Genomic DNA, 11756 nt, shown 5'->3' with positions numbered 1-11756 from the left:
CGACGGACAAGCCAGGGGCAGGCGGCCAACGGCCGGAGAGGGGCAGGCCGACCAACCGGAAGCACGGTCAGCGGCCCGAACGGGGCGGTCGACGGACAAGCCAGGGGCAGGCGGCCAACGGCCGGAGAGGGGCAGGCCGACCAACCGGAAGCACGGTCAGCGGCCCGAACGGGGCGGTCGACGGACAGGCCAGGGGCAGGCCAGCGGCCCCGCCCACCCCGCCGGAGAGCCAGGGCCTGCGGGCCGGGAGCCCGGGCACCGGACTGGAGGGAGCGGCCGGCGGACCAGCGAGGGCAGGCCACGAGGGGCAGGCCAGCGGCCGAAGAAAGGCAGGCCGACGAGCCGAGGCGGGTGAGCCACGGCCGGAGAGGGACAAGCCGAGGGGCCGGAAGCGCGGGCAGCGGACCGAAGCGGGCGGCCGGCGGCCGCACTCAGGTGCGCGGCTCGCGCCACATCGGCCACATCTGCGGGCCTTCCGGCAGGTCGAGGGGGCGGTCGGCGAGTTCGAAGCCGAGGCGCTCGTACAGCTTGCGGCTGCGGGCGCTGCTTGCCTCCAGGTAGGCGGGCAGACCGTCGCGGTCGCAGCTGTCGAGAACCGGGGCGATGAGCGCCGTGCCGAGGCCCTCGCCCTGGCGCTCGGGGGCCACGCCGATCATCCACAGGTAGGCGTGGGCACGGCCCGAGGGGTGGATGTCGGCGGTGAGCCGGCCGATGAGTTCGACGCGTTCGTTCCCGGGGTCGACGGCGGCGCGCACTTGGGCCGGGCCGTCGTCCTCACCGGTGTCCTGACCGTGGCCGTCCGCGGCCGGTACGGACAGCCACAGCGCGCAGGCCGTGCCGTCCTCGGTGATGTCGACGCGCCCCTCGCCGAGCACGATGTCGGTGAACGCGGCCATCAACCTGTGGTGCGTCGTACGGCGGTACTCGTCACCGGGGAACACCCAGCGGCTGACCGGATCGTCCTGGAAGGCCGCGTCCAGCAGCCGGACGACCAGCTCACGGTCGCCTGCGCTCGCCGTCCGGATCTCCACGCCCATGTCCCCGCCCCTTCGCGTCAACGGACCTTGATCGTAAGGCCGTTGCGCTTGCGGGTGGGCGTGAACGCGCCATCGGCACGAACGAACCGGCGAGGCCCGCACACCGTGGGGATGTGCGGGACCCGCCCGACCGGAGCCGCCGGCAGCCGCGCGGGGTCAGGACCGCGCGGCCCCGGCGGCTCCGGGGTCCTGGTGACGGGTGCGACGGCGTTCGATGCCGGTCGGCGGGTCTGGTGACGGGGTCCCGGCGACCTCAGTTGCTGCGCCGCGTCACGAACTCCGCCAGCGCCAGCAACCCGCCCGCCGCCTCCGGGTCGGACACCGCGCGGGCCAGCTCCTGCATGGCGCGGGCCATCCGGTCGGCGGCCTGGACCTGCGCCCAGTCACGCCCGCCCGCCCGCTCCACGGCGAGTACCGTCCGCTCCAGGTCGCCTTCCTGGAACGGAACGCCGTACAGCTCGGCCAGTTCTCCGGCCGCCGGTGTGCCCGAGGTGAGCGCGGCGACCACCGGCAGCGACTTCTTGCGGGCGACGAGGTCCGCGCCGGCCGGCTTGCCGGTGCTGCGCGGGTCGCCCCATATGCCGATCACGTCGTCGATGAGCTGAAAGGCGAGCCCCGCCTCACGGCCGAACGCGTCCAGCGCCTCGACATCCTCCTCCGCCGCACCCGCGTACAGCGCGCCCAACGCGCAGGCGCACCCGAGCAGCGCGCCCGTCTTGGCCTCGGCCATGGCGAGCACTTCGTCGAGGGTGACCTCGCCCGGCCCTCGCAGTTCCATGGCCGTGTCCGCGTGCTGCCCGGCGCACAGTTCGACGACGCAGTCCGCGAGCCGGGCGGCGGCCCGTGAGGACGCCGGATGCGGATCTTCTGCCAGCAGCCGCAGGGCGAGTGCCTGGAGGGTGTCCCCGGCGAGGATCGCGTCGGCGTCGCCGAACACGGTCCACGCGGTGGGCCGGTGCCGCCGGGTGGCGTCCCGGTCCATCACGTCGTCGTGCAGCAGTGTGAAGTTGTGGACCAGTTCCACCGCGGCGGCCGCCCGCACGGCCGCCGTCCGCGCCCCCGGTCCGCCGAGCGCGGCGGCCGCGGTGAGGACGAGCGCGGGACGTATCGCCTTGCCGGCATTGCCGGCTGCCGGGGTGCCGTCCGCGTGCTCCCAGCCGAAGTGGTAGAGCGCGACGCGGCGCATGGAGCCGGGCAGCGACTCAAGGGCGGCCCGCAGCACGGGATCGACCGAGGTGCGGGCCCGCTCCAGGATCGCCCCCGCCTCCTGCCCGTCGAGCGGACGGGCCCCGGTGGAGTGTGGGCCGGCGCTCTGTTTGGTGTCCGTCATGAACTCGGCCATGGGATCCCCCTCGGAGAGCGGTGGCGCTTCCGCTGTGGCTGGGCGCATACGACCGGGGTGTACCCGCCCCGAAGGGCGGGGACACGGCGTTCAGGTGCGCGGACGTCACCTCCAGCGGCCGATCTCGACGTTCTCCAGGACACCGAGCGCGTCCGGCACCAGGACCGCGGCCGAGTAGTAGGCCGTCACCAGGTACTTGATGATCGCCTGCTCATTGATGCCCATGAAGCGGACGGACAGGCTGGGCTCGATCTCGTCCGGGATGCCGGCCTGCTGGAGGCCGATGACGCCCTGCTCGGCCTCGCCGGTACGCATGGCGATGATCGAGGTCGTGCGGGCCTCGGTGACCGGGATCTTGTTGCACGGGTAGATCGGCACCCCGCGCCAGGTGGGAATCCGGTTGCCGGCCACCTCGATGGTCTCCGGGACCAGTCCGCGCTTGTTGAGCTCACGCCCGATCGCCGCGATCGCGCGCGGGTGGGCGAGCAGCAGCTTGGTGCCGCGCCGCCTGCTGAGCAGCTCGTCCAGGTCGTCGGGGCCGGGCACGCCGTCGTGCGGCTGGAGGCGCTGGTCGTACTCGCAGTTGTGCAGCAGGCCGAACTGGCGGTTGTTGACGAGCTCGTGCTCCTGGCGTTCCTTCAATGCCTCGACCGTCAGCCTGATCTGCTGCTCGGTCTGGTTCATCGGCTGGTTGTAGAGGTCGGCCACGCGCGAGTGGATGCGCAGGACGGTCTGGGCGATGCTCAGTTCGTACTCGCGGGGCCTGGCCTCGTAGTCGACGAAGGTGTGCGGGATGTCCGGCTCGCCGTCGTGACCGGCCGCGAGGTCGATCTCCTTCTCGCCGAACTTGTTGGTGCGCTGCGAGGGGATCGCCCGCTGATCCTGGAGGTGTCCGCTCAGGGACTCGGAGCGCTCCGCGACCTGCTCGACATCCTGACGAGGCAGGACGAGCACCGTGCAGGCGGTGACCGCCCGGGCCGTGTACTCCCAGATGGAGTCCGGGTCGAGGAGTCCCTGGTCGCCGAAGTAGGCGCCGTCGGCGAGGACTCCGAGGACCGCGTCGTCGCCGTACGGGCCGGTGCCGACCTTCTCCACCCTGCCGTGCGCCAGCAGGAAGACCTCGTCCGCCTGGCTTCCGAACTCGGCGATCACATCCCCGGCATTGAACTCGCGCTGCTCGCAGCGCCGGGCGAGCTCGGTGAGCACGTCCTCGTCCTCGTACGACCGCAGTGCGGGCAGTTCGCGCAACTCGTCGGGGATCACCTCGACGCGGTCCCCGGTCTTCACGAACGTGACCCGGCCGTCCCCCACGGCGTAGGTCAGCCGCCGGTTCACCCGGTATGTTCCGCCCTGCACATTGACCCAGGGCAGCGTGCGCAGCAGCCAGCGGGAGCTGATCTCCTGCATTTGTGGTGCGGACTTGGTGGTGGTGGCCAGGTTCCGCGCGGCCGCCGTGCCGAGGCTCTGCTGCGGCCTGTCCTGCTCGGTGCGGACCTCTTCGCCTACCGACATAAGGAATTGCCCTCCCGGTTTGCGCGGCGCTGATCTGCGCCCCGCATCGATCTGCATGCACAAGCCTTCCATCACGGACCGTGCCGGTGCTATTACACGAAAGAGCGGGAATGGATCACCGATCCACTGGGCACATGGGGGGATCCTGTCCAGTGCCTCGCTTCGACGGCCGTTTCCCGCCAGCGGAAGGAAGTTGTCCGGATCGGCTCGCACGCCGTGCGAGCGAGTAGTCCGGCCACTCCGCTTCCGGTACAAGCAAGCGGTACGAGTCGGCCGCGCACGGCGGCCGACACGCGAGCGCGAAGGAGGCGGCCATGGCCTCACCCATGTCCGCGGGCGGTTTCCTGGCCGGTCTGAGGGCGGAGGGTCTCACCGTCGTCGAGGTCGGTGACTGGGAGCACCACAATCGCAACCACAAAGGCCCCTGGGGCCCGGTCCACGGGGTGATGATCCACCACACCGTGACCAAGGGCAGCGAGCGGACGGTACGACTGTGCCGCGACGGCTACGCGGACCTTCCCGGCCCGCTGTGCCACGGCGTCATCACCAAGGACGGCACCGTCCACCTCGTCGGCTACGGCCGCGCCAACCACGCCGGTCTCGGCGACGACGACGTCCTGCGCGCGGTGATCGCCGAGAAGGCACTCCCCCATGACAACGAGGCCAACACCGACGGAAACCGCCACTTCTACGGCTTCGAGTGCGAGAACCTCGGCGACGGCCGGGACCCGTGGCCCGAGGCCCAGCTCGACGCGATCGAGAGAGCGGCCGCCGCGATCTGCCGCCACCACGGCTGGACGGAACGATCGGTCATCGGCCACCTGGAGTGGCAGCCGGGGAAGGTCGATCCGCGGGGCTTCACGATGGCGGCGATGCGCAAGCGGATCCGGGACCGCCTGAAGTGACCCGCCGTGCCGGACTGCATCGCCGGATGGTGACAATAGTGCGGTGACCAGCCCGGACACCCCCGACCTCGCCGCCCTCCGCCCCCGGCTCCCGTCGCCGTTGCAGGAGGTCACCGACGACCGTTTCACCCGCCGCGGCATCCGTCTGCTGCTCAAGCGCGACGACCTGATCCACCCGGAACTCGTCGGTAACAAATGGCGCAAACTGGCCCCCAACCTCACCGCCGCGGCCGGCCGCACGGTCGTCACCTTCGGCGGCGCGTACTCCAACCACCTACGCGCCACGGCCGCCGCGGGCCGCCTCCTCGGCCTGCCCACGATCGGCATCGTGCGCGGCCAGGAACTGGCCGACCGCCCCCTCAACCCGTCCCTGGCCCGGTGCGTCGCCGACGGCATGCGACTCCGTTTCATCGACAGACCGGCATATCGACGCAAGGGCGACCCGGAGGTCCTGGCGGAGCTGACGCGGGCGGCCGGCGCCGAAGACGCGTACGTCGTACCGGAGGGTGGCAGCAACGCGCTTGCCGTACGAGGGTGCCGGGCGCTCGGCGAGGAGCTGCGGGGGCAGGCGGACGTGATCGCGCTCGCCTGCGGCACCGGCGGCACGCTGGCGGGTGTCGCGGCGGGACTGGAGTCCGGACAGCGAGCGCTGGGAATTCCCGTGCTGAAGGGCGGCTTCCTGACCGCCGACACAGCGGCCCTCCAGAAGCAGGCCTTCGGTGGGCGACGCGGCGACTGGACCCTCGACGACCGCTTCTCTTTCGGGGGTTACGGCCGGACCCCGTCGGCACTCGACGCCTTCGCCGAGGACTTCGAGGGGCGGCACGGGGTGGCGGTCGAGCGTCTCTATGTCGCCAAGTTGCTGTACGGGCTTGTCGTGCTGGCGGAGGAGGGCGCGTTCGAGGAGGGCTCCGCGGTGGCCGCGGTGGTGACCGGGGCCCCGTTCGCCGGGTGACCGGCGGTCCTCCGGCACGGTACGGGAATCATCACGCCGCCTCGCGAAAGGCGGCCGCCTCTTCGAGGTCCAGCCTGCGCAGCAGCGTGCGCAGCATCTCGTCGTCGATGTGGCGGGCGTCGCGCAGCCTGACGAAGATCGCACGCTCGGCGCTGATCATCTCCCGGGACAGCCGGCGGTAGGTGTCGTCGGCGGTTTCGCCGGTGAGGGGGTTGACCTGGCCGAGCCGTTCCCAGACGGCGTTGCGACGGCGCTCCAGGACGCTGCGCAGGCGCTCGGCGAGGGGTGCCGGGAGCGCGTTGCGCTCGTCGGAGAGGAGTTCTTCCAGGCGGCGCTCGGCGGCCCGGGAGGCCTGCGCCTGGGCGTTCGCCTCCGCGAGCGTCTCGGCCTGGGCGTCCCGGCCGGGCAGCTTAAGGAGGCGGACCAGCGTGGGCAGGGTGAGGCCCTGGAGGACCAGCGTGCCGATGACCGTCGTGAAGGTGAGGAACAGGATGAGGTTGCGCTCGGGGAAGGGTTCGCCGCCGTGCATGGTCATCGGGATGGAGAAGGCGATGGCCAGGGAGACCACGCCTCTCATGCCGGCCCAGGCGATGACGAAGGGCCCCTTCCAGGTGGGATTCGGCTCGCGTTCCCTGATGCGCGCCGACAGGCGGCGGGGCAGGAAGGTCGCCGGGTACACCCACACGAACCGGGACACGACGACGACGAGGAAGAGGAGGACCGCGTACCAGGCGGCGCGGGCGCCCTCGTACTCCCCGAGGCCCTTGAGGACCACCGGCAGTTGTAGTCCGATCAGGGCGAAGACGGCGGACTCCAGGACGAACGCGACCATCTTCCAGACGGCCTCCTCCTGCAGACGGGTGGCGAAGTCGACCTGCCACGCGCGGTGTCCGAGGTAGAGCGCGACGGTCACGACCGCGAGGACACCGGAGGCGTGCACCTGCTCGGCGGCCGCGTACGCGACGAACGGGATCAGCAGGGAGAGCGTGTTCTGCAGCAGCGCCTCCTTGAGGTGGGTGCGCAGCCAGTGGAGCGGCACCATGAGCACCAGGCCGAAGCCAACGCCGCCGACCGCGGCCAGCAGGAACTCGCCGATCCCGCCGGCCCAGGTGGCGCCCTCGCCGACAGCCGCCGCGAGGGCCACCCGGTAGGCGGTGATCGCGGTGGCGTCGTTCACCAGGGACTCGCCCTGGAGGATCGTCGTGATCCGGGAGGGCAGCCCGACCCGGCGTGCCACCGCGGTGGCGGCGACCGCGTCCGGCGGCGCCACCACCGCGCCCAGCACCAGTGCCGCGGTCAGCGGCAGGTCCGGCACGATCAGGTAGGCGGCCCAGCCCACGGCGAAGGTCGCGAACAGGACATACCCGACCGACAGCAGCGCCACGGGCCTCAGTTGCGCGCGCAGATCCAGGTACGAACTGTCGGTGGCGGCCGTGTACAGCAGCGGGGGCAGGATGAGCGGCAGGACGACATGCGGGTCGAGGGTGTACTCCGGCACCCCTGGGACGTAGGAGATCACGAGCCCGGCGGCGACCAGCAGCAGCGGTGCCGGCACGGGGGTCCGCCTGGCGGCCGCGGCGATCATGGCGCTGCCCGCCACCAGCAACAGCAGGGGCATCACGTCCATGGCCCTCGCCCCCTCTTGTCCATCGTCGTTCGCCCACCCTCGGTTTTCCGCGCGCCCGTCGTAACCTGGCAATCATGAAACAGTGCACGCACGCCGACGCGCTGCCTCTCCCCGAGCCCGGGCCGCTGAGCGACACCTGCCTGGAGTGTCTGGCGACCGGCACCCATCCGGTACAGCTTCGGCTGTGCCTGACCTGCGGCCACGTCGGCTGCTGCGACTCCTCACCAAAACGCCACGCGACAGAGCATTACAAGGACTCGGGACACCCCATCATGCGGACCTTCGAGCCCGGAGAAGCATGGCGCTGGTGCTTCGTCGACCACGTGCTCGTCTGACCCGGGATCCGGACGGTTCGACCGTCTGACGTCTGGGTACGTCAACCCGGCGCACCCTCTTCCCAATTGGGCCCGCGAACCCCCTAGCCACGGAGCGTGTTCGTGTGTTTACTATGAGTGACAGCAAGGGGTTGGGGTCCCGGGGACAGGAATGCTGAGAGCGCGGTAGCGTCACCGCTGAACCACGTATCGCGTTACCCCCGGGGGCGACCCCCGGCCCCGAAATGCTTGTACCACCTTGGAGGTGAGGGTGTCCCAGATCGCAGGCGAGCCCGCGACCCAGGACTTCGTGGAAGTCCGGCTGCCGGCTGCGGGTGCCTACCTGTCGGTGCTGCGTACGGCCACGGCCGGCCTCGCGGCCCGTTTGGACTTCACCCTCGACGAGATCGAGGATCTGCGCATCGCGGTGGACGAGGCCTGCGCGATCCTGCTGCAGCAGGCCGTGCCAGGCTCGGTACTCAGTTGCGTCTTCCGGCTCGTCGACGACTCGCTGGAGGTCACCGTCTCGGCGCCGACCACGGACGGTCACGCTCCGGCGCGGGACACCTTCGCGTGGACCGTGCTGTCGGCACTCGCGGGCAAGGTCTCCTCGGCCGTCGACGAGGACAAGACCGTTTCGATCAGCCTCTACAAACAACGCGGCGCGGGACCCGGGCCGGCGTGAGGGACGGGGACGGGCCGGTGCGGGACGAAGAGCGCGGCACACGGGAGCTGCCGACCGCCGAGAGCACGGGCGGCCCGAGCACATCCCGACGCATGGCGGACGGCATCGACGGCATCCCCGAGCAGGCCCGGCCGCACCCGGAGGACGGCTCCTCGGAGACCGGCTTCCCGGACGACGGGCAGCGTGATCGGGAAGGTGCCGTACAGAGCACGCCTCTGGACGGACGGATCGGGGTGTCCCCTGTCCGAGCGCAGGCGAGGGCTCGGGGAAGGGCTACGGGCGGGACGATGAGCGAGCACGAGCGAGACGACGAGAAGGCCCCGCAGCGCGTGCAGGCCACACGGCACGACCCACAGGACCGCAGCGGGGCGCGGGCCCTGTTCCTGGAGCTGCGGACCCTGCCGGACGGCAGCCCGGAGTACGCGGAGCTGCGCAACCGGCTGGTCCGTATGCACCTGCCGCTCGTCGAGCACCTCGCGCGCCGCTTCCGCAACCGCGGCGAGCCGCTGGACGACCTCACCCAGGTCGCCACCATCGGCCTGATCAAGTCGGTCGACCGTTTCGACCCGGACCGCGGCGTGGAGTTCTCGACGTACGCGACGCCTACGGTCGTCGGCGAGATCAAGCGGCACTTCCGCGACAAGGGCTGGGCGGTGCGCGTCCCGCGCAGGCTCCAGGAGCTGCGGCTGGCGCTGACCACGGCCACCGCCGAGCTCTCCCAGCAGCACGGCCGCTCCCCCACGGTGCACGAGCTGGCCGAGAAGCTGGCCATCTCGGAGGAGGAGGTCCTGGAGGGCCTGGAGTCCGCCAACGCGTACTCCACGCTGTCCCTGGACGTCCCGGACACCGACGACGAGTCCCCCGCGGTCGCGGACACCCTGGGCGCGGAGGACGAGGCGCTGGAGGGCGTCGAGTACCGGGAGTCGCTCAAGCCACTCCTCGAGGACCTGCCCCCGCGCGAGAAGCGGATCCTGTTGCTGCGGTTCTTCGGCAACATGACCCAGTCGCAGATCGCGCAGGAGGTCGGCATCTCACAGATGCACGTCTCCCGGCTGCTGGCCCGGACCCTGGCCCAGCTGCGGGAGAAGCTGCTGGTGGAGGAGTAGCGCCTCAGGCGTACGCGTCAGAGGTAACGCCTGTGGCAGTTACTTCTGTACGTTGCCGGGCCCCCGGATCCCGAGGGCCCGGGTCGTCTCCGCGTTGACGAGCAGGACCAGCGCGGTCACGGCCACCACCGCGAGCGCGATCCCCGCCGGAATCGCCAGGCTGTCGGCCTGCAGCAGGTTGTAGGCCACCGGCAGCGCCATGATCTGCGTGATGACGGCCGGCCCCCTGCTCCAGCTGCGCCGGGCGAGCAGCCCTCGCACGGCGAGCAGCGGCAGCAGTGCGAGCACGACCAGGGTGATACCCCCGGTGACGGCCGACTGCCGGTCGCCCGCGTCCCCCGCGAAGCCCTCCACCAGCATCCAGCCGCCGCCGACTGCCAGGGCGAGCCCCTCCAGTGCGGCCAGCGCCGCCGCGGCGGTCAGCCGGCCCGGACGGGGCTCCGTGTCCCGGGCGGCTTCCGCGGATTCGGGGGCGGGGTTCTGCTCAGCGCTCACCCCAGAAGGGTAGCCCTCGGGCCGTATGCCCCCGTGGCGAGGTTCACGCCCGGAAGTCTTACTTGATCACTACCTCGCCCTGTGCCCGGTACCACCCAGTAGGTACGCTGCAACCCATGCGTGCACTTCTCGTGGTCAATCCGGCGGCAACCACCACAAGCGCACGTACGCGCGATGTCCTGATCCACGCGCTGGCGAGCGAGATGAAGCTCGAGGTGGTCACCACCGAGTACCGCGGCCACGCGCGCGACCTGGGCCGGCAGGCCGCGGAGAGCTCGGACATCGACCTGGTCGTGGCGCTCGGCGGCGACGGCACGGTCAACGAGGTGGTCAACGGCCTCCTGCATTCCGGCCCCGATCCGGAGCGTCTGCCCGGCCTCGCGGTGGTCCCCGGCGGCTCGACGAACGTCTTCGCCCGCGCTCTGGGCCTGCCCAACGACGCCGTGGAGGCCACCGGCGCCCTGCTGGACGCCCTGCGCGAGGGCAGCGAACGCACGGTCGGCCTCGGTCTGACCTCCGGCACGCCCGGCTCGGACGACGAGGCCGTGCCGTCCCGCTGGTTCACCTTCAACGCGGGCCTCGGCTTCGACGCCGGCGTGGTCGGGCGGGTCGAGCAGCAGCGCGAGCGCGGCAGGAAGTCCACGCACGCGCTCTACGTACGCCAGGCGCTGCGCCAGTTCTTCGGCGAGGCGCACCGCCGGCACGGGACGATCACGCTGGAGCGGCCGGACGCGGAGCCGGTGACCGATCTGGTGCTGTCCATAGTTTCGAACACCTCTCCGTGGACCTTCCTGGGCAATCACCCGATGTACGCGTCACCTAAGGCCTCGTTCGATAAAGGCCTCGACGTACTCGGTCTCAGCCGCATGACGCCGACCGCTGTAGCCCGGTATGGCACCCAGTTGCTCACTTCGTCCCCCGAGCGCGGACCGCACGGCAAGCACGCCTTCTCCCTGCACGACGCGGACCAGTTCACCTTGCATTCGAAGGTGCCGCTACCCCTCCAGATGGACGGCGACCACCTCGGACTGCGAACGAGCGTGACGTTCACAGGCGTACGCCGTGCACTGCGTGTGATTGTGTGAGCAGAAAAGGCCAAAGTCCTTTCACTCGAACGTTTAGACCAGGGTCCACCCCATGGAAGTACGGCTGTGACCTAGTCGACACCGAGGAATCAAAAAAAACTTTCCGGTAGGGGTTGTATCCGCCGCTGAGGTTTGCGAGTCTCTACGTGGCGATCGAGACGGCCCGCAACACCGGCCTCCACTGATCACCAGAACCCCTCAACACACACAGGACCACACCAGGGAACCTGGCGGTCGGCCCTTCACTTGTTGAGGGATTCGTGAAAGCGTTCACATTCACAAGCAACTTGCATGTAATACCAAGGAGAGGTAGCAGCCATGGACTGGCGTCACAACGCCGTTTGCCGCGAGGAAGACCCCGAGCTCTTCTTCCCCATCGGCAACACCGGTCCTGCGCTGCTGCAGATCGAGGAAGCCAAGGCCGTCTGCCGTCGCTGCCCCGTCATGGAGCAGTGCCTGCAGTGGGCGCTCGAGTCCGGCCAGGACTCCGGCGTCTGGGGTGGTCTCAGCGAGGACGAGCGCCGCGCCATGAAGCGCCGCGCCGCCCGCAACCGGGCCCGTCAGGCCTCCGCCTGACACACCCGCCCCACAACAGCCTCAGCTTGGCGGCGCGTACAGCGCGTACGCATCTCCCGCCCCCGAGCCGCAGCGCGCAGTACCCCCGATGCGCAGCAAAAGCTGGCAACGAGCATG

Annotated in this window: 12 protein-coding genes; 7 read left to right on the top strand and 5 right to left on the bottom strand. The window is 70.7% G+C overall.

Annotated elements, in window-relative coordinates; genetic code table 11:
- Nucleotides 1-431: 431 nt before the first annotated feature.
- From ACZ5XS_RS02865 to ACZ5XS_RS02855, 3 genes are all read right to left on the bottom strand, one after another.
- A complete protein-coding gene (locus tag ACZ5XS_RS02865) occupies nucleotides 432-1037 on the bottom strand; it encodes a GNAT family N-acetyltransferase (protein WP_468647401.1) in 606 nt (201 codons plus the stop codon).
- A gap of 253 nt (nucleotides 1038-1290) precedes the next feature.
- Nucleotides 1291-2367 carry a family 2 encapsulin nanocompartment cargo protein polyprenyl transferase gene (locus ACZ5XS_RS02860; RefSeq protein WP_468647515.1) on the bottom strand — a complete coding sequence of 359 codons (1077 nt, stop codon included), beginning with the start codon at nucleotides 2365-2367 and terminating at the stop codon, nucleotides 1291-1293.
- A gap of 117 nt (nucleotides 2368-2484) precedes the next feature.
- Complete coding sequence (locus tag ACZ5XS_RS02855; RefSeq protein ID WP_468647400.1) at nucleotides 2485-3891, bottom strand: family 2B encapsulin nanocompartment shell protein; 1407 nt, start codon at nucleotides 3889-3891, stop codon at nucleotides 2485-2487.
- Nucleotides 3892-4205: 314 nt separating this feature from the next.
- Between ACZ5XS_RS02855 and ACZ5XS_RS02850 the strand changes: the two genes are divergently transcribed.
- Both ACZ5XS_RS02850 and ACZ5XS_RS02845 read left to right on the top strand, forming a co-directional pair.
- The gene (locus ACZ5XS_RS02850) at nucleotides 4206-4796 is read left to right on the top strand and encodes an N-acetylmuramoyl-L-alanine amidase (RefSeq protein ID WP_468647399.1); all 591 of its coding nucleotides are present in this window, start codon (nucleotides 4206-4208) and stop codon (nucleotides 4794-4796) included.
- Between the two features lie 43 nt (nucleotides 4797-4839).
- Entirely contained in the window at nucleotides 4840-5751 is a 912-nt protein-coding gene (locus tag ACZ5XS_RS02845) for a 1-aminocyclopropane-1-carboxylate deaminase/D-cysteine desulfhydrase (RefSeq protein WP_468647398.1), read from the top strand.
- A gap of 31 nt (nucleotides 5752-5782) precedes the next feature.
- Here the strand turns inward: ACZ5XS_RS02845 and ACZ5XS_RS02840 are convergent, their stop codons facing one another.
- Nucleotides 5783-7378 carry a Na+/H+ antiporter gene (locus ACZ5XS_RS02840; protein WP_468647397.1) on the bottom strand — a complete coding sequence of 532 codons (1596 nt, stop codon included), beginning with the start codon at nucleotides 7376-7378 and terminating at the stop codon, nucleotides 5783-5785.
- A 74-nt stretch (nucleotides 7379-7452) separates the two neighbouring features.
- Between ACZ5XS_RS02840 and ACZ5XS_RS02835 the strand changes: the two genes are divergently transcribed.
- The 3 genes from ACZ5XS_RS02835 to ACZ5XS_RS02825 all read left to right on the top strand — a co-directional run bounded on the left by ACZ5XS_RS02835 (nucleotide 7453) and on the right by ACZ5XS_RS02825 (nucleotide 9483).
- The gene (locus ACZ5XS_RS02835; protein WP_217239429.1) at nucleotides 7453-7713 is read left to right on the top strand and encodes a UBP-type zinc finger domain-containing protein; all 261 of its coding nucleotides are present in this window, start codon (nucleotides 7453-7455) and stop codon (nucleotides 7711-7713) included.
- Nucleotides 7714-7963: 250 nt separating this feature from the next.
- The gene (locus ACZ5XS_RS02830; protein WP_019058277.1) at nucleotides 7964-8377 is read left to right on the top strand and encodes an ATP-binding protein; all 414 of its coding nucleotides are present in this window, start codon (nucleotides 7964-7966) and stop codon (nucleotides 8375-8377) included.
- Nucleotides 8374-9483 (top strand): RNA polymerase sigma factor SigF, encoded by a 1110-nt coding sequence (locus ACZ5XS_RS02825; RefSeq protein ID WP_468647396.1) that lies wholly within the window; start codon nucleotides 8374-8376, stop codon nucleotides 9481-9483. Before ACZ5XS_RS02830 ends, ACZ5XS_RS02825 begins: the two co-directional genes overlap by 4 nt.
- A gap of 39 nt (nucleotides 9484-9522) precedes the next feature.
- On the opposite strand, the gene ACZ5XS_RS02820 is transcribed toward ACZ5XS_RS02825, so the two are convergent.
- On the bottom strand, nucleotides 9523-9978 hold the full coding sequence (locus ACZ5XS_RS02820) for a hypothetical protein (protein ID WP_468647395.1): 456 nt from the start codon (nucleotides 9976-9978) through the stop codon (nucleotides 9523-9525).
- Nucleotides 9979-10094: 116 nt separating this feature from the next.
- On the opposite strand from ACZ5XS_RS02820, the gene ACZ5XS_RS02815 reads away from it, so the two are divergent.
- Nucleotides 10095-11063, top strand: coding sequence for a diacylglycerol/lipid kinase family protein (locus ACZ5XS_RS02815; protein WP_217239432.1), 969 nt, complete (start codon nucleotides 10095-10097; stop codon nucleotides 11061-11063).
- 318 nt (nucleotides 11064-11381) lie between these two features.
- On the top strand, nucleotides 11382-11639 hold the full coding sequence (locus tag ACZ5XS_RS02810) for a WhiB family transcriptional regulator (protein ID WP_016639615.1): 258 nt from the start codon (nucleotides 11382-11384) through the stop codon (nucleotides 11637-11639).
- Nucleotides 11640-11756: the final 117 nt, after the last annotated feature.

The sequence above is a fragment of the Streptomyces sp. NPDC033131 genome, assembly GCF_055578365.1.
The sequence above is the reverse complement of the archived record's forward strand: the minus strand, read 5'-3'. Positions and strand labels throughout refer to the sequence as shown.